This is a genomic window from Meiothermus sp. Pnk-1, assembly GCF_003226535.1.
Lineage (GTDB): Bacteria > Deinococcota > Deinococci > Deinococcales > Thermaceae > Allomeiothermus.
In genome coordinates this window covers 445,930-470,199 of the sequence record NZ_QKOB01000003.1, presented here as the reverse complement: position 1 = coordinate 470,199, position 24,270 = coordinate 445,930, and the positions used below count along the sequence as shown (strand labels likewise).

Annotated in this window: 27 protein-coding genes; 17 read left to right on the top strand and 10 right to left on the bottom strand. The window is 65.8% G+C overall.

The genetic code is table 11. The features are described from left to right. Positions 1 to 32: 32 nt before the first annotated feature. The gene (locus DNA98_RS07060) at positions 33 to 752 is read left to right on the top strand and encodes a DUF58 domain-containing protein (RefSeq protein ID WP_110528210.1); all 720 of its coding nucleotides are present in this window, start codon (positions 33 to 35) and stop codon (positions 750 to 752) included. On the opposite strand, the gene hutH is transcribed toward DNA98_RS07060, so the two are convergent. After that, a complete protein-coding gene (hutH, locus tag DNA98_RS07055; RefSeq protein ID WP_110528207.1) occupies positions 749 to 2,269 on the bottom strand; it encodes a histidine ammonia-lyase in 1,521 nt (506 codons plus the stop codon). The genes DNA98_RS07060 and hutH overlap by 4 nt on opposite strands. Positions 2,270 to 2,319: 50 nt before the next feature. Here hutH and DNA98_RS07050 point away from each other — a divergent pair, with 50 nt between their 5' ends. Genes DNA98_RS07050 through hutI form a run of 3 tightly spaced genes read left to right on the top strand, consistent with a single transcriptional unit; the run spans position 2,320 to position 5,854 of the window. Then, positions 2,320 to 3,015, top strand: a complete 696-nt coding sequence (locus tag DNA98_RS07050; RefSeq protein WP_110528204.1) for a GntR family transcriptional regulator — start codon at positions 2,320 to 2,322, stop codon at positions 3,013 to 3,015. Continuing rightward, positions 3,012 to 4,661 (top strand): urocanate hydratase, encoded by a 1,650-nt coding sequence (hutU, locus tag DNA98_RS07045; RefSeq protein WP_110528201.1) that lies wholly within the window; start codon positions 3,012 to 3,014, stop codon positions 4,659 to 4,661. Before DNA98_RS07050 ends, hutU begins: the two co-directional genes overlap by 4 nt. Next, positions 4,658 to 5,854, top strand: a complete 1,197-nt coding sequence (gene hutI / locus DNA98_RS07040; RefSeq protein WP_110528197.1) for an imidazolonepropionase — start codon at positions 4,658 to 4,660, stop codon at positions 5,852 to 5,854. The genes hutU and hutI overlap by 4 nt, the downstream gene beginning before the upstream one ends. Here hutI and DNA98_RS07035 read toward each other — a convergent pair. The 5 genes from DNA98_RS07035 to DNA98_RS18490 form a co-directional block, all read right to left on the bottom strand. Then, the gene (locus DNA98_RS07035; protein WP_110528194.1) at positions 5,851 to 6,114 is read right to left on the bottom strand and encodes a PIN domain-containing protein; all 264 of its coding nucleotides are present in this window, start codon (positions 6,112 to 6,114) and stop codon (positions 5,851 to 5,853) included. The two genes, hutI and DNA98_RS07035, sit on opposite strands and share 4 nt — an antisense overlap. Positions 6,115 to 6,234: 120 nt before the next feature. Further along, positions 6,235 to 6,369: a hypothetical protein gene (locus tag DNA98_RS18340; protein ID WP_255418281.1), complete on the bottom strand. Its 135-nt coding sequence runs from the start codon at positions 6,367 to 6,369 to the stop codon at positions 6,235 to 6,237. Positions 6,370 to 6,624: 255 nt separating this feature from the next. Further along, a complete protein-coding gene (locus DNA98_RS07025) occupies positions 6,625 to 7,080 on the bottom strand; it encodes a hypothetical protein (RefSeq protein ID WP_110528189.1) in 456 nt (151 codons plus the stop codon). 148 nt (positions 7,081 to 7,228) lie between these two features. After that, positions 7,229 to 7,771: a hypothetical protein gene (locus DNA98_RS07020; protein WP_110528186.1), complete on the bottom strand. Its 543-nt coding sequence runs from the start codon at positions 7,769 to 7,771 to the stop codon at positions 7,229 to 7,231. Positions 7,772 to 7,844: 73 nt separating this feature from the next. After that, a complete protein-coding gene (locus tag DNA98_RS18490) occupies positions 7,845 to 8,285 on the bottom strand; it encodes a protein-tyrosine phosphatase family protein (RefSeq protein ID WP_370444437.1) in 441 nt (146 codons plus the stop codon). Positions 8,286 to 8,477: 192 nt separating this feature from the next. On the opposite strand from DNA98_RS18490, the gene DNA98_RS18485 reads away from it, so the two are divergent. After that, positions 8,478 to 8,735, top strand: a complete 258-nt coding sequence (locus DNA98_RS18485; RefSeq protein ID WP_370444435.1) for a hypothetical protein — start codon at positions 8,478 to 8,480, stop codon at positions 8,733 to 8,735. On the opposite strand, the gene speB is transcribed toward DNA98_RS18485, so the two are convergent. Continuing rightward, the gene (gene speB, locus DNA98_RS07010) at positions 8,649 to 9,599 is read right to left on the bottom strand and encodes an agmatinase (RefSeq protein WP_110528180.1); all 951 of its coding nucleotides are present in this window, start codon (positions 9,597 to 9,599) and stop codon (positions 8,649 to 8,651) included. The two genes, DNA98_RS18485 and speB, sit on opposite strands and share 87 nt — an antisense overlap. A 118-nt stretch (positions 9,600 to 9,717) precedes the next feature. Between speB and tsaB the strand changes: the two genes are divergently transcribed. The 6 genes from tsaB to DNA98_RS06980 all read left to right on the top strand — a co-directional run bounded on the left by tsaB (position 9,718) and on the right by DNA98_RS06980 (position 14,898). Then, a complete protein-coding gene (tsaB, locus tag DNA98_RS07005) occupies positions 9,718 to 10,245 on the top strand; it encodes a tRNA (adenosine(37)-N6)-threonylcarbamoyltransferase complex dimerization subunit type 1 TsaB (RefSeq protein ID WP_110528177.1) in 528 nt (175 codons plus the stop codon). Further along, positions 10,242 to 11,369 (top strand): methyltransferase, encoded by a 1,128-nt coding sequence (locus DNA98_RS07000; RefSeq protein ID WP_110528174.1) that lies wholly within the window; start codon positions 10,242 to 10,244, stop codon positions 11,367 to 11,369. Before tsaB ends, DNA98_RS07000 begins: the two co-directional genes overlap by 4 nt. Positions 11,370 to 11,720: 351 nt before the next feature. Next, positions 11,721 to 13,145, top strand: coding sequence for an RNA polymerase sigma factor RpoD (gene rpoD / locus DNA98_RS06995; protein ID WP_110528171.1), 1,425 nt, complete (start codon positions 11,721 to 11,723; stop codon positions 13,143 to 13,145). A gap of 280 nt (positions 13,146 to 13,425) precedes the next feature. After that, on the top strand, positions 13,426 to 13,977 hold the full coding sequence (locus DNA98_RS06990) for a GNAT family N-acetyltransferase (RefSeq protein WP_110528168.1): 552 nt from the start codon (positions 13,426 to 13,428) through the stop codon (positions 13,975 to 13,977). After that, on the top strand, positions 13,974 to 14,402 hold the full coding sequence (locus DNA98_RS06985) for an MOSC domain-containing protein (RefSeq protein WP_110528164.1): 429 nt from the start codon (positions 13,974 to 13,976) through the stop codon (positions 14,400 to 14,402). The genes DNA98_RS06990 and DNA98_RS06985 overlap by 4 nt, the downstream gene beginning before the upstream one ends. Before the next feature lie 52 nt (positions 14,403 to 14,454). Continuing rightward, positions 14,455 to 14,898 carry a SufE family protein gene (locus tag DNA98_RS06980; protein ID WP_110528161.1) on the top strand — a complete coding sequence of 148 codons (444 nt, stop codon included), beginning with the start codon at positions 14,455 to 14,457 and terminating at the stop codon, positions 14,896 to 14,898. Here the strand turns inward: DNA98_RS06980 and DNA98_RS06975 are convergent. Genes DNA98_RS06975 through DNA98_RS06965 form a run of 3 tightly spaced genes read right to left on the bottom strand, consistent with a single transcriptional unit; the run spans position 14,895 to position 18,583 of the window. Then, entirely contained in the window at positions 14,895 to 16,961 is a 2,067-nt protein-coding gene (locus DNA98_RS06975) for an ABC-F family ATP-binding cassette domain-containing protein (RefSeq protein ID WP_110528158.1), read from the bottom strand. The genes DNA98_RS06980 and DNA98_RS06975 overlap by 4 nt on opposite strands. Before the next feature lie 3 nt (positions 16,962 to 16,964). After that, a complete protein-coding gene (locus DNA98_RS06970) occupies positions 16,965 to 17,462 on the bottom strand; it encodes a 2'-5' RNA ligase family protein (RefSeq protein WP_110528155.1) in 498 nt (165 codons plus the stop codon). A 35-nt stretch (positions 17,463 to 17,497) separates the two neighbouring features. Further along, positions 17,498 to 18,583 carry a CdaR family transcriptional regulator gene (locus tag DNA98_RS06965; RefSeq protein ID WP_110528152.1) on the bottom strand — a complete coding sequence of 362 codons (1,086 nt, stop codon included), beginning with the start codon at positions 18,581 to 18,583 and terminating at the stop codon, positions 17,498 to 17,500. A 103-nt stretch (positions 18,584 to 18,686) separates the two neighbouring features. Here DNA98_RS06965 and hpaI point away from each other — a divergent pair, with 103 nt between their 5' ends. Genes hpaI through hpaB form a run of 6 tightly spaced genes read left to right on the top strand, consistent with a single transcriptional unit; the run spans position 18,687 to position 24,254 of the window. Next, positions 18,687 to 19,628, top strand: a complete 942-nt coding sequence (hpaI, locus tag DNA98_RS06960; RefSeq protein WP_110528149.1) for a 2,4-dihydroxyhept-2-ene-1,7-dioic acid aldolase — start codon at positions 18,687 to 18,689, stop codon at positions 19,626 to 19,628. Then, entirely contained in the window at positions 19,625 to 20,419 is a 795-nt protein-coding gene (locus tag DNA98_RS06955) for a fumarylacetoacetate hydrolase family protein (protein WP_110528147.1), read from the top strand. The genes hpaI and DNA98_RS06955 overlap by 4 nt, the downstream gene beginning before the upstream one ends. Further along, positions 20,416 to 20,871, top strand: a complete 456-nt coding sequence (locus DNA98_RS06950; protein WP_110528144.1) for a DUF3293 domain-containing protein — start codon at positions 20,416 to 20,418, stop codon at positions 20,869 to 20,871. The genes DNA98_RS06955 and DNA98_RS06950 overlap by 4 nt, the downstream gene beginning before the upstream one ends. Positions 20,872 to 20,911: 40 nt before the next feature. Beyond that, complete coding sequence (locus DNA98_RS06945; protein WP_233493123.1) at positions 20,912 to 21,271, top strand: hypothetical protein; 360 nt, start codon at positions 20,912 to 20,914, stop codon at positions 21,269 to 21,271. Beyond that, the gene (gene hpaE / locus DNA98_RS06940; protein ID WP_110528138.1) at positions 21,268 to 22,788 is read left to right on the top strand and encodes a 5-carboxymethyl-2-hydroxymuconate semialdehyde dehydrogenase; all 1,521 of its coding nucleotides are present in this window, start codon (positions 21,268 to 21,270) and stop codon (positions 22,786 to 22,788) included. The genes DNA98_RS06945 and hpaE overlap by 4 nt, the downstream gene beginning before the upstream one ends. A gap of 8 nt (positions 22,789 to 22,796) precedes the next feature. Further along, entirely contained in the window at positions 22,797 to 24,254 is a 1,458-nt protein-coding gene (hpaB, locus tag DNA98_RS06935; protein ID WP_110528135.1) for a 4-hydroxyphenylacetate 3-monooxygenase, oxygenase component, read from the top strand. Positions 24,255 to 24,270: the final 16 nt, after the last annotated feature.

The window sequence follows — 24,270 nt, the reverse complement described above, 5'->3', positions numbered from 1 at the left end:
TTTTTTGACCTAGGGTAAGACGCGCCACCATTATGACCCGCTACCGCATCCGTACCCGCCCCACCCAGCCTTTTGCCGGAGAGCGCAACCAGGCCCGGCCAGGGCGGGGGCTCGAGTTTTACGAGCTGCGCGGCTACGTGCCCGGCGACGAGCCGCGCTTTGTGGACTGGAAAGCCTACGCGCGTGCCGGGCGGCTTTATACCCGCACCTTCCAGGCCGAGGCCCCCGCCCGTTTCACCTTTTTTCTGGACGGCTCGCCCAGCATGGGGCTCTACGGCAAGGCCGAGTACGCCGAGCGGGTCTTGCACGTGCTGGCGAGGGCAGCCAAGGCCGAGGGGGCAACGCTGTGGGGGGCCGGGCCTTATCGCGGCAAGAGCCGTGCCGTCGCCGCTGGCCCCGCCGAACTTCTGCGCGTCCCCCGGCCCCGAGGGGCCACCGTCCTCATCACCGACGGGCTCGACGAGCTGGACTGGGGGCGACTCTTAAAGCGGCTAAAGCGGGTGGTGCTGGTGCAGGTGATGGCCCCCGAAGAGCTTTCGCCCAGCCTCACCGAGGCCTGGCTACACGACGTGGAGACCAACGAGCGGATGGAAGTGGGCCGCCTCGAGGTCGAGAGGTATCTGGAGGCGCTCGAGCAGCACCTGCGCTGCCTCAAGACGATAGCCCGCAGGTTGGGAAGCTATGCCTTACTGCGGGTCGGAGAAGCGATCCTCCCAGCGCTGCTCAAGCAAGGGGTGCTCGAGGAGCGCTAGGCCAGCGCGCCGACTACCTCCTCTGCCACCCGCACCAGCGTTCCCGAGCGGATCAGCTCCCGCAGGCGCGAGAGCTCGGGCTTGAGGTAGCGGTCGCGGTCTAAGTGCGGGATCTCCTGCCGGATGCGCCGGTAGATGGCCTCCACACCCTTGCCTGGCCGCAGCGGGGCGTGGAAGTCGAGGGCCTGGGCGGCGGAGGCCAGCTCGATGGAGAGCACCCACAGCACGTTCTCGTAGATGGCGCGGGCCTTGCGGGCGGCGTGGGTGCCCATCGAGACGTGGTCCTCCTGGTTGGCGCTGGTGGGGATGGAGTCTACGGAGGCCGGGTGGGCGAGCACCTTGTTCTCGCTCACCAGGGCGGCGGCGGTGTACTGGCTGATCATCAGGCCGGAGTTGAGCCCGCTGCCCTCGGCCAAAAAGGCCGGGAGGCCGGAGAGGGCGGGGTTCAACATCTGCTCGATGCGGCGCTCGGAGATGTTGGCCAGCTCGGCCAGGGCGATGCCCGCGTAGTCGGCGGCCAGGGCCAGGGGCTGGCCGTGGAAGTTGCCCGCCGAGAGGGTGCGCCCTTCCTCGGGGAGGATCAAAGGGTTGTCGGTGACGCTTACCATCTCGCGCAGCACCACCTCCCGCACGTGGGCTAGGGCGTCGCGGCTGGCCCCGTGCACCTGGGGGACCGCCCGCAGGCTGTAGGCGTCTTGCACCTTGTCGCAGTCGAGGTGCGAGCGCATGATCTCGGAGTCGTGCAGGAGCTTGCGCACGTTGGCGCTGGTGGCGGCGATGCCGGGGTGGGGGCGCAGTCGGCCCACCGCCTCGTCGAAGGGGCGGTGGCTGGCCTTGAGGGCCTCGACGCTCATGGCGGCGGCGATGTCCGCGGTTTTGAGCAAGACCGCGCTGTCGAGGAGCAACAGGGCCAGCAGCGAGGCCATGGCCTGGGTACCGTTGATGAGGGCCAGGCCCTCCTTGGCCTCGAGCTCCAAGGGCTCCAAACCCAACTCCCGCAACACCTCGCCCGCTGGGCGCACCTGCCCCCGGTACTCCACCTCACCCTCCCCGATCAAGGGCAGGCACATGTGGGCCAGGGGAGCCAGGTCCCCCGAAGCCCCCACCGAGCCCTGAGAGGGCACCACCGGGGTGATGCCCCGGTTGAGGAACTCCGTCAGGTAGTCGAGCACCACCTCTCGCACCCCGGAGTAGCCCATGGCCAGGCTCTGCACCCGCAAGAGGAGCATGCCCCGCACCACTTCGGCGGGGAAGGGCGCCCCCACCCCGATGGCGTGGGATAAGAGCAGGTTACGCTGCAAGCGCCTGAGGTCCTGCGGCGCGATGCGTACCGTCGCCAGCTTGCCGAAGCCGGTGTTGAGGCCGTAGACCGGCGCCCCCCGCTCCACCAGCTCATCCACCAAGGCCCGGCAACGGGCCACCCGTTCGCGCGCGGCCTGCGCGAGCCTCACCGGCTCACCCCCGCGCACCACGCGCTCAAAGGCCTCGAGCCCTAGCCCCCTATCCAGTTCGACCATGCTTGACCTCGCTTCACGCTAGGTTGTATATACAACTCTGAGGTTCCTTTGTGAAGTACCTTCAGGTCAAAGAAGCGGTGTTGCGCGAACTGGCCAAGCCCCAGCCCGGTTTTCCCCTCTCGGAGAACCAGCTCTCCCGGCGCTTCGGCGTCAGCCGCATGACCGCGCGGCGGGCTTTGCAGGAGCTCGAGCGCGAGGGCTACCTCTTCCGGCAGCAGGGCAAGGGCAGCTTCCCCGCCCAGCGCCGCTTCAGCCAGGGCTCGCTGCGGGTGCGGCCCTTCTACGAGTTCGCCGCCGCACAAGGGGCCGTGCCCCGGACCCGGGTGCTCCTGGCCGAGCCCCGGAGGGCCCCCGCCGAGGTGGCCGAGAAGCTGGACACCTCCGACACCCTCTGCGTGCGCCGCCTGCGCTTTCTGGACGAGGAGCCGGTGATCCTCGAGACCCGCTACCTGCGGGCCGATCTGTGCCAGAGCATCCTGGAGCACGACCTCGAGGCCGAATCCCTCCACGAGATCCTGGTGCACCGGCTCGGCCTGCCGCTGACCAAGGTGTGGCAGCGCCTCGAGGCTGTTGGGCTCGAGCCCGAGGTCGCCGCCCTGCTGGCCCAACCCGCCGCGGCGCCGGGGCTGCGGCTGGAGCGCGTGACCTATACCCTCCAAACCCCCGTGACCTGGGTCGAGTACCTGATGCGCGGGGACCGCTACTTTCTTGAAGACACCTTCACCCCCCAAGGAGGAAATCCATGATCTACCGAGCCCCCCGAGGCCCCACCAAAACCGCCAAAGGCTGGATCCAGGAAGCCGCCAAACGCATGCTTCTGAACAACCTCGACCCCGAGGTGGCCGAGCGGCCCGAAGAGCTCATCGTCTACGGCGGGCGCGGCAAGGCGGCCCGCAGCCATCAGGACTTACAGCGCATCCTGGCGGTGCTGGAGCGGCTCGAGAACGACGAGACCCTCTTGGTGCAGTCGGGCCGGGCGGTGGGGGTGTTCCGCACCCAGCCCCTGGCCCCCCGGGTGATCCTCGCCAACTCCAACTTGGTCCCCAGATGGGCCACTTGGGAGGAGTTCGACCGCCTGGACCGGCTGGGCCTGATGATGTACGGCCAGATGACCGCCGGGAGCTGGATCTACATCGGCACCCAGGGCATCCTGCAGGGCACCTACGAGACCTTCGCCGCCGCGGCCAAGAAGCACTTCGGCGGCTCCTTGAAGGGCACCATCACGGTAACCGGCGGGCTAGGCGGCATGGGCGGGGCGCAACCCCTGGCCGTGACCCTCAACGGCGGGGTGGCGATCTGCGTGGAGATCGACCCGGGGCGCATCCAGCGCCGCCTGGACACCGCCTACCTCGACCTGCGGGCCGACTCGCTCGACGAAGCCCTGCGGCTGGCCGAGGCGGCCAAGCGCAAGGGCCAAGCGCTCTCCATCGGGCTGTTGGGCAACACCGCCCAGGTGCTGCCGGAGATGGTGCGCCGGGGCTTCACCCCCGAGCTGGTCACCGACCAGACCAGCGCCCACGACCCCCTCCACGGCTACATCCCCATCCTGCACGCCGACGAAGACCCAGCCCTCCTGCGCCAGCGCGACCCCGAGGGCTACAAGGAACGAGTCCTGCACGACATGGCCACCCACTGCCGCGCCATCGTGGAGATGCAGAAGCAGGGCGCGGTGGCTTTCGACTACGGCAACAACCTGCGGGCCTTCGCCAAAGAGGGGGGCTTCGCGGAAGCCTTCAGCTACCCCGGCTTCGTGCCCGCCTTCATCCGCGACCAGTTCTGCGAGGGGCGGGGGCCTTTTCGCTGGGTGGCCCTCTCCGGCAAGCCGGAGGACATCTACAAGACCGATCAGGCCGTGCTCGAGCTCTTCCCCGAGGACGAGCACCTACGCCGCTGGCTCAGCGAGGGCGTGAAGAAGTTCAAGTTCCAGGGCCTCCCGGCCCGCATCTGCTGGCTGGGCTACCGGGAGCGCGAGAGGGCCGGGCTTTGCTTCAACGAGATGGTGGCGAGGGGCGAACTCGAGGCCCCCATCGTCATCGGGCGCGACCACCTCGACGCTGGGTCGGTGGCCTCCCCCTACCGCGAGACCGAGGCCATGCTGGATGGCTCCGACGCGGTGGCCGACTGGCCCCTCCTCAACTTCGCCCTCAACGCGGTCTCGGGCGCGGGGTGGGTCAGCTTCCACCACGGCGGCGGGGTAGGGATGGGCTACAGCCTCCACGCCGGGCAGGTCACGGTGGCGGACGGCTCGGAGGAGGCCGCCTACCGGCTCGAGCGCGTCCTCACCAACGACCCCGGCACCGGCGTGATGCGCCACGCCCACGCGGGCTACGACTCGGCCAAGCGGGTGGCCCGCGAACGCGGCCTGGACCTGGCGGGGTGGGAAGAAGGATGAAACGGGTATTTACGGGCATCGCCGAGCTGTACACCCCGAGGGAAAGGCTCGAGCGCGCCGCCCTCGCGGTGCAGGAGGGGCGTTTTGTCTGGGTGGGGGCCGAAGAGGACCTGCCGGAGGCGTACCGCGGCTGGCCCCGCGCCGACCTGGGCGGGCGCGGGGTGGTGCCGGGCATCGTGGACGCGCACACCCACCTGGTCTACGGCGGGAACCGGCTGGGCGAGTACCTAAAGCGCGCCCGGGGCGAGCGCTACGAGGCCATCCTGGCCGCCGGGGGCGGGATCTACGCGACGGTGCGGGCCACGGCTGCCGCCTCCGAGGAGGAGCTTTACGCGCTGGCCAAAGCCCGCGCCGCCCTCTTCCTGGCCCAGGGGGTGACGGCCCTCGAGGTCAAGAGCGGCTACGGCCTCCTTCCCGAGGCCGAGCTCAAGATGCTGCGGGTGATCCGGCATCTCAAAGAGAATCTGCCCCAGCGGGTCTTCCCTACCCTGCTGGCCCACGTGGTGCCGGAGGGCTGGGAACGGGAGGAGTACGTGGCGATGTTCACCGCCGAGCTCATCCCCGAGGTGGCGCGTAGCGGGCTGGCCGAGGCGGTGGACGTGTTCTGCGACCAGGGGGCCTTCACGCTCGAGGAAACCCGGCGCATCCTCGAGGCCGCCCTGTCCCAGGGCCTCAAGGTCAAGCTCCACGCCGAGCAGATCGCCCACACCGGGGCCACCAAGCTCGCGGCGGAGCTCGGGGCGCTGTCGGCGGACCACCTCGAAGAGGCTACCCCGGGCGACTGGCAGGCCCTGGCCCGCGCCGGCACGGTGGGCACCGTCCTACCGGGCGCGGCAGTCATCCTGCGCAAGCCCTTCCCCGACGCGCGGGCCATGTGGGACGCGGGCGTGCGGGTGGCCATCGCCACCGACCACAACCCCGGCAGCAGCCCGCTCTACAGCCCCTGGCTCGCGATGCAGCTCACCATCGGCCTGGGCCGCCTCTCGGCCGAAGAAGCCCTGATTGCCCACACCGAGCACGCCGCGCTGGCCTTAGGAAGGAAGGATTTGGGAAAGATCGAGGTGGGGGCCCAGGCCGATTTCGTGGTGGTGGATTCCCCGAACGCGCTGGAACCCCTCTACCGCTGGGGGGATACCCCCATTCACTCGGTGTACATAGCGGGAGGAACCTCCGCACAGCCGAGAACGCCTTAAACCTGGTGCCAAGCTACCGGCAGCCGGGCAAAGTCCCGGTCAAAAGAGGCCACCCCCTCCCCTCGCCTCGAGGCCCACATGGCCAGGTAGGCATCGTCAAAGTCCACGTTTTGCTCGGCCATGAGATCCAATGCAGCCAGAACTTCTTCTTCGTCTAACACTTCCAGCGCCACAAGCCGCAGGACGGTCCCCAGCTCCTGGCGAATCTGCACCCGTGAGTAGCGGTAGAGGCTTTTCATGACGTAGGTAACCTCGGCCACGTGCAAGGGAAAACCTCCCGACCTCGGCTTGCTCTACCAGCTCGAGGGCCCGCTGGAACAAGTCCTCCGGGGCTTTGGTCACCAAGCGCAATAAGACATTGGTATCCAGCCAGTAGCGCACTACCCACCCCGTTCCTTTTCGGCCAGGGCGCGGGCCAGGGCTTCCCTCTCCGCCTCGAGGCCGGCGAAGGGCACCGGGCTGCCCTTGAGCAAACCGGCGAGTTCAGCTGCCCGGTAACGGCGAAGGGGGCGCATCCGGATCTCCCCTCCCACCACCTCGCCTCGAGCCGATCCCCCCGCGCAGGCCCAGGGCCTGGCGAACCTCCTTGGGCAGGGTAAGTTGGCCTTTGCTGGTAAGGGTTGCGCGGGGCATAGTTTTCTCCTTACTTGACCTTACAAGCATGCTATGGGCGATATTCACCGAGCGCACCGCGAACCCATCGCAATCGCGCACGGCCTGTTGAGCAGCACCCTCCACCACAAGCGAAGGATCGCTCATGGTCAAGTGCGCTACCGCGAGGGCGGGCCGAGGTAGTGCAGGAGGGCCTCGCGAAGCTTGAAGTAATTCGCATCCTTATACTGCACGAGCGCGGGAGTGAGCTTCTGCCGGCCACCCGCAGCGAGGTACAACTCGATGGCGACGAGATTTGGCCCCTTTGGGCTCATCTCGTGCAAGTTCCAGCCGGCAATCTCGCCCCATCGGTAGCTCCAGCTGGAGCGGTAGTGGGTTTGCGAGATCCCCGACTCGTCAACCTCGAGGCGAGTAGCAAACGTGAGAAGAGCGTCCAGAGCGAACAGCAGCGGCAGGCCAACAAACCCGTAGGCCACAGGCCCTAGCTGAGGGCTGACCCGAATCAGGGCCAGCGCGCCGAGGGCGAAAAGGCAGAGAAAGGCGATGCGAGCCACGAGCTGGGTGCGCGACGGGCGAAGGATGAGGTGCCCAGGACCTGACGAACGGATGTACATCGGCGATCCCTTTGACGATACCTTCTTCAGCCAAGATTCGCAGTCTGCGTTCAGGCTCATTGTTTTCCAACGGCCTCCCAACGGCTCGCGGTTCAGCCGCGGCGCGCGGCCAAGTATCCACCCGCGTGCCGTCGGCTGCAAGCCGTGGTTAGCCCGCTGGAGTTCCAACATGCCAAAGAGAAACAAAGAGAGGTGCCGTTAGGTCGTTCGGCTCGTTGAGCGGCCGGCAATGCGCCAGCGAAGCGGGAACGGCGGCAACGGCAGCGGCCCACTGATCGCGAGAGGGGACCGGGTAGACGAAGGCGATGAGCCATCGATTGGGAGAGGACAGCCGTTCTAGCTTCTTCATGTCTTTGACCAAGCCCACATGGTCATCGCGGAAGTAGAACCGAAGGTTCCTCGGCGTTCCGGCGGCTTGGCTAATGCACAGTGCCTTGAGCTCGCACAGGTGATCGCGTCCGTCAACCCTGATCCTGAAGTCGACTTGAAAACGCTTGCCCGGCTCGCCCGAAGGGATGTTCACTTCGCGGTCGAACTCTTCGATCTTGCCTCTTTGTTGAAGCCCGCTAAGAAGCACCAACAGTTCACCCTTGAACCAACCTTCAAGGCGGCAATCCGCCCGCGCGAATATCGTGAGATGTTCACGTTTCGCGGCGAACCAGTCGTTGATGATCGGAAGAAGAACTTCCATTCTTGGGTGTCGGGCTAACAGAAGGGCGATCAGCGGCCGGCGTAGCCGGTCCGCTGCATCGCCGGGTTAGACCTCATGGCGCTTCTCCTGCCTGGTGCGCGCACCAAGCGATCAGTTCACGTTGCTCAGCTGTCTCGGGGGACGATCCAGCGGCTGACACCGATCGCTTTGCGCTCTCCAGCGGTTCCCCGAGTGCGACGAGCACGCAAGTTGCCAGCGTCCCAGTGCGCCCAATACCCGCGCCGCAGTGGATCAGGAGTCGCTGCCCGGCCCGTAGGCGGGTCGCGAGATCCCGCGCGAGCGTATAGAACGCCGGTCGATCCTCGGGTACGCCGAAATCAGTTATAGGGAATTCGAGCCGATCGCATGGGACACGGCCAGCGGCGATAGCGTCGGCGTAGTCCGGCGACTTCTCCCGAATTTCGCGGCGGCTCGCGAGTGACACGATGCAATCGATACGCGTATTGCGGATCTCCCGCCACACGTTCTCCAACGGCTCGTTTCGACCAGGCATGCTGTGCAGTAGGAGGAGGCCGGTGACCCCGGACGGTAGCTCTACGCGACGAAACATACCCATCTGGCTCCTCAAATCGTTCGTCGTCACATGAGGTCTAACTAGTGATTAAACCGCATCTGCGGTATAAGATTCTGTGCCGATGAGCCCCCAAGGTTTTATTCACCCCAAACCTCCCCTTGCCTGAACTCGGTGTGTGAAGCCATCCGGGTTCGCCATTTAGCCTATAGCACTGAGCAACCGTACATCTACATCACCGATTTTATCCGGTTCCACAACAGAAAACGCCCACGTGATCTGGGGCTAGACAAGTGCTTACCCACCGGCGAGGTCAATCTAGATTTCGCCACGGTGCTAAAGGCGCTAGGGCTCAGGCTGCGGGCCGAACCCGTCCGCACTCGAGCGCCAGTCGCACAACATCTCCGCCAAGAGCCGCGCTCCTACCAATGAACTAAGCCCGCTCGAGTCCAAATTCGGCGCGATTTCCACCAGGTCGAAGCCCACCAGCTCGTTGTGCGCGAGGGTCCGTCGCACCACCGCCATGGCCTCGGCGTAGCTCAGGCCCTCCACCTCGGGGCTGCTGGTGCCGGGCATGATCGAGGGGTCGAGCACGTCGGCGTCGAAGCTGAGGTAGACCTTTTTGCCTTGCGGGAGCTGATCCAGCACCCAGGCCAACTTCTCCCGCACCTGCCGGGCCGTAATCAGGGTGTGCCCCCGGTCTCTGGCCGCCCGGTAAGCCTCGAGGTTGGCGCGCAGGCCGCGCAGGCCGATGACGGTGAGGTGCTTGAGGCCGGGCACCTCCTCGGCGGCGCGGCGAAAGGGGCTGCTGTTGGAATACTTGGTGCCGTTGCGGCTATCCGAGAAGTCCAGGTGGGCGTCGAGCTGAACCACGTACAGCTCCGCCAGGTCGTCGTACGCCCGCAGCACGGGGTAGCTCACCGAGTGATCGCCCCCCACGAACACCGGCAGCCGCACGCGTTTGCGCAGTTCCCGCGCGGCCTCGGTGATGCGGCGGAAGGTCTCGATGTACTCGAGCTGGGCCGGGTCCACGTCGCCCGCGTCCACGATGTTCACGCCCCTGAGGCGGTAGGTCTCGGTCTCGAGGTCGAAGTAGCCCTCGGGGCCGGGGGCGTAGCGGCCGCTGGCCTCGCGCAGGGCGCCCGGCGCGAAGCGGGCGCCGGGGCGGTAGCCCACCGCGAAGTCGTAGGGCAGGCCCAGAAAGCCCACCTCGGCACTCCAGGGCTCAGAGAGGGGGCGGTGGGGGGCCTTGAGGAAGGTGGTGGGGCCGGTGAAGGCGAGCTCGAGGTGGCGCATCCTCAATCAGCCTAACACTTCAAGGGCGAGTTCCTGAGGGCTTCCCCTGCCCTTCCGGGCCAGATGCCATGCTTTCGGGGGCCGCCGCGAAGTCGGCTAGCGGGCTATACTCGTTCACGTGCGAGTGTTGGCCCTGGATACCGCCACCCCTTACCTGGTGCTGGGCTTGAACCAAGCCGAGCGGGCGGTGCGCCTCGAGCGCCGCCACGCCGAAGCGCTGTGGACGGAGCTCGAAGCCTTCTTAGCCGACTGCCACACTCCCTTGAAGGAGATCGAGGGGATCGCGGTAGGCCGCGGGCCGGGCTCCTATACTGGCCTGCGCATCGGGATTTCGGCGGGGCTGGGGCTGGCGCGGGGGCTGGGCATCCCGGCGGTGGGGGTGGACACCCTGGTGGGGGTAGCGATGCGTTATAAGGGTCCGGTCACCGTGGCCCACACTACCCGTAACGGCCTGGCTTACGCCGCTACTTACGTGATAGAGGAAGGGATAAAAGAGCTTCGCCCTCCCCGACGCATCCCCCTCGAGCAGCTCGAGCCGGAGGGTGCTTTCTCCCTCAACGAGCCCCCCTCAGGACAAGCGCTGGCCCATCTTGGAAACCAAGCCCTGCGGATGGGAAAGCGTGGGATCCAAGCGGTGTATCTATGACGCTGGCCGATTATCATCGCCTGCTCCCACTCCAGCACGGGAATACACGGCTCTTCGTGAAAGCTGGGGCGCGCGGTTACCCCGACCCACGGTACGAATTGTTGGCCAGGGTCCTCGAGCCCTTCGGCGAGCGTGCAGTGGACCTGAACCCCGGCGTAGGGTTGGCGAGCGTAGGGCTGCTTGAACAGATCGCGGTAGACCTGGTAGAGCCCTCGAGGGCTTGCTTGCGTTGTTTGGAGGAAAGTTTTACCGCCCACCCCAGGGCCCGGGTACTGCGGGGCCTACCCTGGGAAGCCGAGGCCGAGGCCTATGACCAAGCCGTGCTGGTCATCCCCGCCGAGCGCGGAAGCCGCTACGTCGAGCTGGCACTTTGGGGGGCCGCGCATAGCCTGCGCCCAGGGGGCAGGCTATGGCTTGCGGGGGATACCAAAAAAGGGTTCGAAGCTTACTTCAAGCAGGCACGGGCCTGGTTAGGCTACGGACTGGTCTGCCACCGCCAAGGCAGCTTGCGGGTAGCGGTGCTCGAAAAGGAAAATCCCACCCCACCTCCCTCCACCCCATGGGAATCATTTGCAGCCGAGGTATGGGGCCGTCGATTCAGCTTCTGCCACCTGCCGGGAACCTTTTCCGGTGGTCGCCTAGACCCGGCCAGCAGGCTATTGCTCCACGCTTTCCGCCAAGACCACCCGGCGGCGGATGTGAAAGGACGCACAGTGCTTGATCTGGGCGGAGGGTATGGTGGTCTTTTGCTGCCGTTCGCAGCGGCAGGAGCCTCGGTCACGACGGTCGAGGATGATTGGGGTAGCGTCCTGAGCGCCCAGGCCAGCCTCCGCTCCAACGGGCTCGAGGGCCGGGTGCTGCACTCGGATGTGGAGGAAGCGTTGCCAGCGGCGGACCGTTTCGATATAATCGTATCGAATCCTCCCTTTCATCTGGGGGGTGAGGTCGTTCTTGATGTGGCCCAAGCCTTCGTGCAAGCCGCAAGGTCCCGCCTGCGCTCTGGCGGGAGGTTCTACTTGGTAGCCAATTCTTTCCTCAAGTACGAACCCCTTCTAGAAGCCGCTTTCGGCAACCTAAGCGCCTTACAGCAGGAGGGGTATAAGGTGCTGCGGAGTGAGGCGTGAGCACAAAAGCCGAGGGTCCTCCCGTGGTTCCCCGGTGCGCCCTGCTTGGAGGTGAAACGAGTGAGCAAATCTAAGCCCGCAGTAAAGGGCCGCCAGGCCCCCGAGGGGGTGGCCAAAGGCCGCACCGGCCCTGCCGATACCCAGGCGACGAAAGGTTCTACTCCGGTCAAATCTTCTGCCAAAGCTGCGGCTTCGGCGAGCGAGAAGCCCCCCTCGAGCCAAAGGGGGTCCAAGCAGGATCAAGGCAAAACAGCCTCCGCCAAAGCGACCAAGAAACCTGACACTACATCAACGACCACCGCCACAGCTTCCAGCCATAAGCCTTCCGTATCCATCTCCAAGAGTGTGTCCGTGAAGAGCAGAAAAACCACCGCTAAATCCACCTCTAGCCAACAGCCAAGCGCCAAAACCGCCAAGGGAGCCAAGGCCAAAGTCTCCGACAAGGCTGCGGCCCAACCCACCAAATCCAAATCCGAGGAGGCGCAAACCGTCGCCGTGCTTGAGACTTCTACCCTACCCTCCGTAACCAAGCAGGCCCCTGAGCCCAGCCGTGGCCTGATCGAACCGGCCATCCGGCCTGAGGAGATTGAGGGAGAAGAGGGCTTTGAAGGGATGGAGGAGGGGTTGGAGTTCCTCGAGCCCGACCTGGATCTGCTCGAGCCCACCCTCGAGCTCGAGGGCGAGGAAGAGGATAGCTTCGACGAGGATCTGCCCCTCACCACCCGGGTCTCCACCTCCGACCCGGTGCGGCAATACCTGCACGAGATCGGCCAGGTTCCCCTGCTCACGCTCGAGGAAGAAATCGACTTAGCCCGCCGGGTCGAAGACGGGGTGGCTTCCGCCCAAGTTTTGGCCCAGGAAACGGGATTGGAGGCCGATTTGATCCGTCAGGTGCTCCGCGCTCAGGTGCAAGGCGGAGCCCGCATCAACCAAGTACCGGGGATGGAGATCAAACTCGATCCCGAGACCATCGCCGCCGTGGACGGGCGTCTGCGGTCCTTGCCCCGCGAGATCAAACGGCACTTTCACATCGCCCGCGACGGCGAGCTGGCCCGCCAACACCTCATCGAAGCTAACCTTCGGCTGGTGGTCTCTATCGCCAAAAAGTACACCGGGCGCGGCCTCAGTTTCCTCGATTTGATCCAAGAAGGCAACCAGGGGCTGATCCGGGCGGTGGAGAAGTTCGAATTCAAGCGGCGCTTCAAGTTCTCCACCTACGCCACCTGGTGGATCCGCCAGGCCATCAACCGCGCCATCGCCGACCAGGCCCGCACCATCCGCATCCCGGTGCACATGGTCGAGACCATCAACAAGCTCACCCGCACCGCCCGGCAGATGCAGCAGGAGCTGGGCCGTGAGCCCTCCTACGAGGAGATCTCCGAGGCGATGGGCCCCGGCTGGGACGCCAAAAAGGTCGAGGAGACCTTCAAGATCGCCCAGGAGCCGGTTTCGCTCGAGACCCCCATCGGCGACGAGAAAGACTCCTTCTACGGCGACTTCATCCCCGACGAGCACATGGCCTCCCCCGTGGACTCCGCCGCCCAGAGCATGCTCAGCGAGGAGCTCGAGAAGGCTTTGAATAAGCTCTCCGAACGCGAGGCCATGGTGCTCAAGCTGCGCAAGGGCCTCATCGACGGGCGCGAGCACACCCTCGAAGAGGTGGGCGCTTACTTCGGCGTGACCCGCGAGCGCATCCGCCAGATCGAGAACAAGGCGCTGCGCAAGCTCAAGTACCACGAGTCCCGCACCCGCAAGCTCAGGGACTTCCTGGACTAAACCTCCCGGGTAAGACATCTCCATAGGGCCCGCCGCCAACAAAACCTGAGGGTCCCCCGTTGGTTCGTGGGCTAGGGAAGCTGATGGCACGGACGCTAAAACAGGCTTTTTTGACAAAGCCCACCAGTCAGGCTTGCCACCCTGTGGCCGAGCTACCCGGAAAGGACCCCGGCGCGGCGATATGCCTCTGCCCGTGCCGACCTTCCGGCGCTCCAGGTAAAGCAGGTATCCTTTGTGGATCAGGCTAATCGCCCTACCAGACCACCAGAAGGAGCACAGAATGTTCAAACACGATCTCGGAGAAGGGGCTGAGTTGAGAATCCTCGAGCCCCGCCACGCCGCAGAATTCTTGGGCTTCCTGGAGAGTAACCGCGAGCACCTGGGCGCCTGGCTGGACTGGGCCCGCAACATCCACACCCTCGAAGAAGCCCAGCACTTCATCCGGCGTGGGATCACCCGGTATTCCGAGGATGGGCTGCCCTGGGTGGGCATCTGGCAGAGCGAGAAGATGGTCGGGGGCATTTTGTTCTTCCCAGTGGAGCGCGCCGGCAACCGTCCCCTCAGCACCGAGATCGGCTACTGGCTAGGCCAGGAAGCTACTGGCAAAGGCCTCATGACTCGAGCGGCCCGGGCTATGTTGGGCTTCGTTTTTGAGGAGTTGGGGATTCACCGGGTGCAACTGCGGGCCGAGGTGGACAACGCATCTTCACGGCGGGTGGCGGAGCGGTTAGGGTTCACCTTTGAGGGCATCCGCCGCCAAGACTGGTTGCGGCCTCACGGATTTGTGGATATGGCCTGCTATTCCTTGCTGGCCAGCGACTGGAGGGCATGAAGGTATTGTCGGTCCACGCCTCCCGTGACCGGGGTTTCCCCCGGCTGCGGGTGGAGGCGGTCAAGCTCGTCCCCGGGTATGGGATCGCAGGAGACCGCAAAGCCGGAAAACGCGAGCAACGGGCGGTGCTGCTGCTGGGTCAGGCCACGTACGAGCACCTGGAATCCCTCGGGTTCGATCTTCCTTACGGCGCGCTGGGCGAAAACATGGTCTTGGACTTAGACCCGCACCTCCTTCGGCCCGGCACAAAGCTGCGGGTAGGGGAGGCGCTTTTGGAGGTTTCCTTATACTGCACTCCCTGTAAAACGCTCAAAGAGCGCTACGGGTCAAACTTCCCGCAAAAGCTGGGGAGAAGACGAGGAATGCTGGCGCGGGTGCTCGAGGGGGGAACCGTACAAGCTGGGGACGCAGTACAGATTCTTTAGAAGCTGATGGCCCTTACGCTGCCCCGGGCCTTCTCCTTGTAGGCTTTAAGAGATGAACGCTGAGCTTTCCAACCTTCCGCCCAAGCTGCAAAGCGTTGTGCAAACGCTCGCCGGTGCCCCCAAGGCTTTCAAGACCGAGCTGTTGCTCGAGTACGCCAAGAAGATGCCGCCCCTGCCGGAAGGGATGCAGGGCAAGCTCGAGCAGGTGCACGAGTGCACCACGCCGTTTTACGTACATGTCGAGCTCGAGGACGGCAGGGTAGTCCCCTACTTCGACGCGCCCAAGGAGGCCCCTACCGTGCGGGCCTTTGCCGGGATGCTGGCCGAGGGGCTTACCGGCTACAGCCCCGAGGAAGTGCTACGGGTACCGGAGGATTTCTACACCCTGGCCAAGCTCGAGGAGGTCATCACCCCACTGCGGCTGCGCGGGCTGCAGGCGGTGCTGATGCGGCTCAAGCGCCAGGTGCGCGAGGCGATGCAAAACACGAAGGGCTAAAAGCGGGCCTTGCGCCGAGGCGCGGCCTGGGGCTCGAGTGAGCGGATAAAGGGCTTCTCGTAAGCGGAAAGCCCGTAGACCTGCTCCCCGTGAAGCACCACGCGCACGCCCTCGAGCTCGAAGAGGATCTGCAACGCTCCGGCGACGGTGGCCCCGGAGGCCTGGCCCGAGAGCAGCACCGTAGCGCCCACCCGCTCCCCGCTAAGCGATCCCTGGCGGCTCCAAAAGCGGTAGGAGTCCAGCTCCACGTCAGCGTACACCTCCACCCCCCCATGCACCACCCGGTGGGTATAGCGCGGCGGTAAGTAAAACTGCTCGGCATAGCGCTGGAAGAGTTCCTCTTCGAGGGCCAAGAGGTCGGCCCGAAGCCGAAAGCGTTCGCGCTCGCTCAGGCCGGGCTGGTCCAAGCGCTCGCGCAGGGCCAGGCGCTCGGCCTCGAGGTCGCGTTCCTCGGAGGGCACCTCCGGCTCGCAGGGGAGCTCACCGTAAGGGTTCTGCCGCAGGGCGGGCTTGCCCAGCATGGCCGCCTCGGCCTCGCGGTAGCTGGGGTACTCCACCAGCCGCCCCTCCTCGAGGCCCCAGAAGCGGGTGGCGACCTTCTGCACCAAGGCCCGGTCGTGGGAGACGAAGAGCAGGGTGCCCGGATACTCGCTCAGGGCGCGCTCGAGCGCCTCGAGCAGCTCGAGTTCGAGGTGGTTGGTGGGTTCGTCGAGCACCAACAGCCCGGCCCTCAACCCCGAGAGCAAGGCCAGGCCAGCCCGCGCGCGCTCCCCGCCGGAGAAGCGCTCGGGCGGGTCGAACCAGTGGGGTGGACGAAAGCCCATCCGGCCCAGCAGGGCCGCGGCCCGGGCCTCGCCGAAGCGCTGGCAAAACTGCTCGAAGAGGCCCTTGGCGGGCTCGAGGCCGTGGAAGTGCTGGTCCAGATAGGCCGTGCGTACGCCGGGCATCAGCTCACGCTCGCCCTCCTCCGGCCACTCCTGGCCCAGCAGCACGCGCAACAGGGTGGTCTTCCCCGCTCCGTTGGGGCCCAGCAGGGCGATGCGATCCCCGCGGAAGATGCGGAAGCTGACCTGGCGGAGGACCAACGGCCTTTCGGCGTACGACTTCGATAGCCCCTTCCCCTCCGCGACCAGCCTCGGCGTGCCCTCGGCGGCGATCTCGAGGCTCCAGCGCCGCTCGGGGGGCAGGGGTTCGGGGGCTTCGATGCGCTGGGCTCGCTCCCTGAGCTGGGCTTTCTGGCTCCGGCGACGGTCCTGACCTGGCCTGCGCCGGTCGGGGACCGCTTCCAGCAGGCGCTCGCGCTCCTTTAAGGCCTCCTTGCGGGCCTTTTCGAGGGTGCGCTGGATGCGCTCCTTCTCCTGCAGATAGGTGGCGTAGCCGCCCGTCACCCGGATGAGCTGGGCGGCCTCGAGGTGGTAGACGGTGCTGGCGACACGGGCCACCAACGCGCGGTCGTGGGAGATCAGGCCCAGCGCACCGGGGTAGGCCAGCAGCAGTTCCTCCAGGCGCAGCCGCATGCGCAGGTCGAGGTGGGTGGTGGGCTCGTCCAAGAGCAGCACCTCGGCTCCCGAAAGGAAGGCCATGGCCAGCCCCAGCCGCACCCCCTCCCCACCCGAGAGCCCCGACGCCTCCCGCCCCCACAGCTCCTCTCCCAGGCCAAAGTCGGCCAGGGTGCGGCCCACGCGCCCCTTCCAGAAGCCGAGCTCGCGCACCCGCTCCCAGGCCGCCGCCATCTCCTCGGGGGGAAGCTGCTCGAGCAGCTGCTCGGCGGCCCACAGCGGCGTGCTGCGGTAGGCCAGCTCCCACACGCTACCCCCCTTGGGCCGGAAGTCCTGGGGCAAGTAGAACACCCGGATTCCCTTCAGGCGCTCGAGACGGCCTCCATCGAGGCCCTCCCGGCCCGCCAGGATGCGGAACAAGGTGGTCTTGCCCGCGCCGTTGGGGCCGATCAGCACGGCCTTCTCGCCCCGCGAGAGGCGGAAGCTGGCCCGGTTGAGGACCCTGCGCTCGCCAAAGGCCTTCTCGGCCTCGAGCAGCCGCAGGTAAGGGGGCGAAGCCGGCATGGCTCAGCCCGCGAAGGGGAAGCGGGCCACCTCGACCAAATCCCCCTCAGGGGTGTCCTGTACCAAAGCGGCCTCGCGCAGCACGAACGACCTGCGGGGGGGCGGGGGCAAGTCCCGAGCCAGCGCAGCGGCGGCCTCGGGGCTGAGCCCCAGCGCCAAGGTGAGGTGCGGGATGTAGCTGGGGCCCTCGATTTCCTTGAGGGGGGGGGCCAGGGCCTCGAGGGCGTGATGGAGCTTGCGGAAAGGGGTTCCGCCGTAGGCCCGCAGGTAGACCACCCCCTGGGGAAAGCTGCTCCACCCCCCCAGACGAAGGCGGAAGGGGGCGTGGCTGCGCAGGATGCCCTGCACCGCTTTCTTCAGCGATTCCTCGCCGTGCTCCCACTCGAAGGGCTGGCGCAGGTTGAGGTGGGGCAGGCCGAAGCCCCGCACTCCGTGCTTGGTCTGGAGCCTAGCCATAAAAGTCTCGAGGTCGTCTGGAGGCCAGACCAAGATGCCGTACACGGGCTTTAGTATACGCAGTCCTCCCATAAGGCGCGTTAGGCCTCGAGTAGCCCCTTGGCCCGCAAGGCCAAGTGGACCTGGGCCAGGGTTTCCGGGCTCTTGAGCGAGGCCCCTAGGCGCTGCTCGATTTTTTGCAAGCGGTAGCGCAGGGTGTTGGGGTGTACATGCAAAGCCTGTGCGGTGGCGCTGAGGTCGCCGGAGTGCTCGAGGTAACGCTCGAGGGTGCGCAGCTCCTTGGGGGACAGGGGCAGAAAACGCTCGACGAGGGCCTTGAGGTCTTCGGGAGCGTGCTGCAGCAACACCCAGGCCACCGGGTCGAGCCCTTCGAAGCCCACCACCTCTCCCCAGCGGGCCGCCTTGAGGGCGATGAGGGCTTCGCGGTAGGCGGAGCTCACCTCTTCGAGGCTCCGGTGCAGCGCCGAGTAGCCCATCCGCACCCCCTGCGGAGCAGCCCAAAGCAGGGTCTGTACCTCCTTGGCCACATCGTGTGCTTGCCAAAGCACCACCGCCCGAGTCCCCCGACCCGAGATCAGGTAAGGGGTTCCCAAGCGCTCCAGGTATGCTCCCACCGACCGCTTGAGCCCCTGCAACACCTCTCGCCGCCGGGTCTCGGCCAGGCGGTGGCGGCCCGGAGGAGTAGGGGCCTCAATCAGGGCTAGCAAAAGCGGGAAGCCAGCCTCAAAGCCAAAAGCAAAGGCTCGGCTCAGATCCGCCTCCCCCAACAGCAGCTCGTCCAGAAAAGCCGCTCCCAGGTTTTCCTCCTGGGTGCGCTCGAGCGCCTTTTCCATCGCCCGCAGCCGCAACATCCGCTGGGCTAGGGCCAGCAGCGGCGCGGCCTCCTCGAGCTGGGCCTCGCCTCCGTAGGCGATCAACCGCCACTCCCCCGCCTCCAGCGCCCAAAAACTCCTCCCCCGGCCAAGCTGCGTGGGATGCCGAGCAGGAACCCTCCCCCACCAGGCCAGCACCTCGCCCCAAGGGGCCAGCAGCGCTAAAGGCAAGCGGGTTAGCCCCCCCAAAGCGGCGAGAAACTCTTGCGGACGGGAAAGCTTGCCCAGCAACACGTCTAGCGCCTGCGCTATCCCTTCCGGGGTTTTCCAGTCGGCAGGAGGGGATGGAACCATGGTCTTTGTGTAAATCTACAACATTATGACTAAATTTGTTGTTGCTTACACTACCCTATTAGGCCGTGGCTATGTACCCTCGGTGATAAAGCAAAGGAGGGCTATGCGCGAGTTCAAAGGCAGTATCGTACCGTTGGTGACCCCCTTCAAAAATGGGCAGATCGATGAGGCTGCGATGGAGCGGCTTATCGAACGGCAGATCGCCGCCGGTTCGCATGGCCTCTCGGTGGGTGGAACCACCGGCGAGCCCGGCACCCTAAACTTGGAGGAGCGCAAATACCTCATCGAGCTGGCGGTGAAGCTCATCAAGGGCCGGGTACCGCTCCTGGCCGGAACCGGCACCCTCCGGCTGGACGAGACGCTCGAGCTTACCCGCTTTGCCCAGAAGGCAGGGGCAGAGGGGGCTTTGGTCATCACCCCCTACTACATCAAACCCAACCAGGAGGGGCTATACCGTTTCTTCGGCCAGGTGGCCCAGGCGGTGCCGGACTTTCCCATCGTGCTGTACAACATCCCGGGTCGGGCCGGGGTGGAGATCAAGGTAGAAACAGCCGCCCGGTTGCGGCGAGATTTCCCCAACATCATCGGGCTCAAACACTCCAGCAAGGACGTCGAGTACGTATCGGAGCTATTGCGCACGGCAGGGCGCGACTTCCGGGTGTTCTGCGGCCTGGAGGCCCTCACCTTCCCCATGATGTGCGTGGGGGCAGTGGGCACCATCGCCGCCACCGCCAACTGGCTCCCCAAGGAGACCGCCCAGATGTGCCAGCTCACGCTCGAGGGGCGGTACAAGGAAGCCCTGGAGCTGCACTACTACGGCCTCGAGGCCAACGACGCCATCTTCTGGGACACCAACCCCATCCCGCTCAAGACGGTGCTCTCCTGGATGGGCCTTATCGAGAAAGAGTGGCGCGAGCCCTTAGGCCCCACCACCCCCGAGGTCGAGGCCCGGCTACGCCGGATGGCCGAGTCCTATGGGCTCATCCCCAGGAAAGAACCCCACCCGCCCGTCCTGACCGACCCCGCCCAGAAGGAGTACGTGTGAAGCGCGCCCGCTTCATCGTCAAAGGCCGCCTGCTCGAGGGCCACCTCCAAGAAGGCCTGCTGGTGGACCACGCCGGAGAGGCCCACGACCCGGAACGGGTGCAATGGCAGCTTCCCGTCCAGCCCGGCAAGGTGATCGCGCTGGCCCTCAACTTCGCCGAGCACGCCGACGAGTTCGGCCTCAAGCGGCCCAGCGAGCCCGCCCTATTCTGGAAACCCAACACCACGCTCTTACCCCACAAGGGCACGGTGATCTACCCCCGGGGGGCCAAGTTCATGCACTTCGAGTGCGAACTGGCGGTGATCCTTGGGCGAAACGCGCGGCGGGTGAAGGCCAAAGACGCCATGGACTACGTCGGCGGCTATACCATCGCCAACGACCTGGTGGTGCGCGACTACGTTTCCAACACCTTCCGCCCACCCCTGCGGGGCAAGGGCTGGGACACCTTCGGGCCGCTGGGCCCCTACTACGTCACCGCCGATGAGGTCCCCGACCCGCACAACCTCGGGATGCGGGCCTACGTCAACGGCGAGTTGCGCCAGGAAGCCACCACCCGGGGCATGATCTTCAGCATCCCCGAGGTGATCGAGTTCATCAGCCGGTTCATGACCCTCGAGGCCGGGGACGTGATCCTCACCGGAACCCCCAAAGGCATCTCCCAGGTGCACCCCGGCGATACCATGCGCATGGAGATCGAGGGGCTGGGGGCGCTGGAGAACCCCATCGAGTGGGAAAGCGAAGACGCCGAGCCGGTCATCGGCGAGGAGGGGGACCGGAGTTTGGTCTTATGAGGAGCGAACCCCTGGCCCAAGCCTACCAGAGCGCCGTCTACCGGGCGGCGGGGGTGGCCTTCACCCTGAGCCGGCAGCCTACGGGCGAGGGGCTCTTCGCGGGGCAGCGCTTCGCCATCCTCACCGCCTACAACCCCGGAAGCCAACCCCTATCGCAGGAGGAAAACCTGCGGCGGCACCGGCTGCTCGAGCGCGAAATCCAAAGGCTGGGCCTGACCCACACCCCCAGCCTGAGCACCTCCCCCGAGGGAACCTGGGCCGAGGAGGGGTTTGCCCTATTCGGAATCGGCCTCGAGCAGGCCCTCGAGCTAGGGCAAAAGTTTGACCAGCGGGCAATTTTATGGGGTGAAGGGAGAAAGGTGGCGCTGGTCTGGTGCGAGGACGGAAGGCCCGAGTGGTTTTTCCCCTTAGTGCTGAAGGGAGGAAACGATGACCCCACCCCTAGCCTGTAGGTCCAATCACGCTTTGGGTAAGCCGGTAAAGCTCGTAACGGTGAAAAGCTTATTGACCTACGAAGCCTTGGCCAGGCTCGAGCCCGGCGATTCCTTTTTCTTCTGCCCGGCTGCGGGGTGCGAGGTCGTCTACTACTCCTCCCGCCAAGCCTTCACCACCGATGACCTACGGGTAAAGGTCTACCCTAAAGACCCCTCGGGCGAGGTACCCCTTTGCTACTGCTTCGGATGGACCAGGGCCAAGCTCGAGGAACAGATCAAAAGCGGCTTTGTCCACGCGGTTCAGGACATCCGCGCGCACATCCAAGCAAAGCGCTGCGCCTGTGAGCTTCGCAACCCTCAGGGTGCTTGCTGCTTGGGCAATGTCGAAGCCTATATCCGCCAACGAGGTGAAGCATGAACGTCGCCGAGAAAACCACAGGCATCAGCCCTGAGTTCATCGCCCAGGTACGGCGGGAACTCGCCGCCACCACCATCCCCCACTTCATCGGGGGGGAGTTCGTGGCGGGGGCTCGAGGGGAGAGCTTCGAAAGCCTCGACCCCTCCGACAACCGGGTGCTGGCCCACGTTTACCGGGGCCACGCCGAGGACGTGGACAAGGCAGCTCGGGCGGCCCGGGCCGCCTTCGACAAGTGGCGGCTCTCCGCCAGAGCGCGCAAAAAGTACCTGCTCAAGATCGCCGAGCTGCTGGAAAAACACGCCGACGAACTAGCCGTGATCGAGTGCCTGGACGCGGGACAAGTGCTGCGGATCGTGCGGGCGCAGGTAGCCAGGGCGGCAGAAAATTTCAGCTTCTACGCGGAGTGGGCCGAGCGAGCGATGGACGGGCGTACCTACCCGGTGGACGCGGAGTGGATCAACTACACCGTGCGGGTGCCGGTAGGGGTCTGCGGGATCATCACCCCCTGGAATGCCCCGCTGATGCTCTCCACCTGGCGCATCGCCCCCGCGTTGGCCTTCGGCAACACGGTGGTGCTGAAACCCGCCGAGTGGTCGCCCCTCACCGCCTGGAAGCTGGCCGAGGTGATCCAGGAGGCCGATCTGCCGCCCGGCGTGCTCAATGTGGTGCAGGGCTTTGGCGAGGAGGCGGGCGACGCCTTGGTGCGCCACCCCGAGGTGCCGCTGATCTCATTCACCGGCGAGACCACCACCGGCGCGATCATCACCCAGAACTCCGCCCCGTACCTCAAGCGGCTTTCCCTCGAGCTCGGGGGTAAATCTCCCGCGATCATCTTTCCGGACGCCGACTTGGATCGGGCCACCGACGCCACCATCTTCCAGATCTATAGCTTCAACGGCGAGCGCTGCACGGCGAACTCCCGCGCCTTGGTGCACGAGGGCCTCCTGGAGGAGTTCGTCAACCGGGTAGCCGAGCGGGCGGCGCGGGTGAAAGTAGGCCACCCCCTCGACCCGGAGACCGAGGTGGGGCCCCTGATTCACCCGGAGCATCTGGAGCGGGTGCTGAACTACGTGCAGATCGGCCAGGAGGAGGGCGCCCGGCTGGTGGTGGGCGGGGAGCGGGTGGGCAGCGAGGGTAACTACCTCTCCCCTGGCCTCTTCGTGGGCGAAAACCACATGCGCATCGCCCAGGAGGAGATTTTCGGCCCGATCCTGACGGTGATTCCCTTCAAAGACGAAGCCGACGCCCTACGCAAAGCCAACGACGTGAAGTACGGGCTGGCCGCTTACGTTTGGACCCAGGACGTGACCCGGGCGCACCGCCTGGCGCTGCACCTGGAGGCGGGCATGACCTGGATCAACTCGCACAACGTCCGGCACCTGCCCACCCCCTTCGGAGGGGTGAAGTTCTCGGGGACCCACCGCGAGGGAGGAGAATACAGCCTGGAGTTCTACACCGAGCTCAAGAACATCGCTCTGCCCCTCAGTGAACACCCCATCCCCAAATTCGGGAAATAGGAGGAACCATGGCACGCACCGGCAAGCAGTACCTCGAGGCCCTACAGCAGAACCCGCCCAACCTCTGGTACAAGGGAGAAAAGGTCGAAGACCCTACTACCCATCCCGTCTTCAAGGGAATCACCCACACCTTGGCCCGCATGTACGACATGCAGCACGACCCGCGCTACCGCGACACCCTGACCTACGAGGAACGGGGGAAGCGCTACGCGATGAGCCTGCTCCCGGCCCGGACTAGGGAGGACCTCTCCCGCCGCAGCGCGGCCTACAAGCTGTGGGCCGATACCCACCTGGGCATGATGGGGCGCAGCCCCGATTACCTCAACGCGGTGCTGATGGCCTATGAAGCCAGCGCCGAGTTCTTCGGGGAGTTCGCCGACAACGTGCGGAACTATGTTCAGTACGTGCGCGAAAACGACCTCGCCACCACCCACTGCCTCACCAACCCCCAGGTGAACCGGGCCAAGGGCACTACCGAGCAACCCGATCCTTATATCCCGGTGGGCGTGGTGAAGCAGACCGACGGGGGCATCGTGGTGCGGGGGGCGCGGATGCTCTCCACGCTGCCCACGGCGGATGAGCTTTTGGTCTTCCCCTCTACCCTGCTCAAGGAGGGGCCGGGGGCCGACAAGTACGCGGTGGCCTTCGCCATCCCCACCAACACCCCGGGGCTACACTTCATCAGCCGCGAGGCGCTGGCGGAGGAGGGTTCAGGGTATGACCATCCGCTTTCCAGCCGCCTCGAGGAGATGGACTGCCTGACCGTCTTCGACGAGGTGTTTGTACCCTGGGAGCGGGTGTTCATTCTGGGCGACCTGGCCAGGTGCAACAACGCCTACGCCGAGACCGGGGCGCTCATGCACATGGCCCACCAGGTAGTGGTGCTCAAAAACGCCAAGACCGAAGCCTTCTTGGGCCTGGTGAGCCTGATCGCCGAGGCCATCGGGGCCGACGCCTTCCCCCACGTGCAGGAGAAGATCGCCGAGGTCATCGTCTACCTCGAGGCCATGAAGGGCTTCTGGGCTCGGGCTGAACGCGACGCCAAGCCCAACAGGTATGGTCTAATCTGCCCCGACCGAGGGGCCATCGACGGGGCGCGGAACCTCTTCCCCCGCCTGTACCCGCGCCTCCGGGAGATCGTGGAGCAAGTCAGCGCCTCCGGGCTCATCACCCTGCCCTCCGAGGCCGATTTTGACTCGCCCGTGGGGCCGTATCTGGAGAAGTATCTCCAGTCTGCCACCCTACCCGCCCACCAGCGGGTGCAGCTCTTCCGGCTGGCCTGGGACATGACCCTCTCGGGCTTCGGGGCGCGGCAGGAGCTATACGAACGCTTCTTCTTCGGCGATCCGGTGCGCATGTACCAGACCCTCTTCGGCGTCTACGACAAGGAGCCCTACAAACAGCGCATCCGCGAGTTTTTGGGCTGGGCCCGCACGCCCAAGCCCGAGGCAGTGGCGGGGGACTGATGAGTAGCCTCGCTCA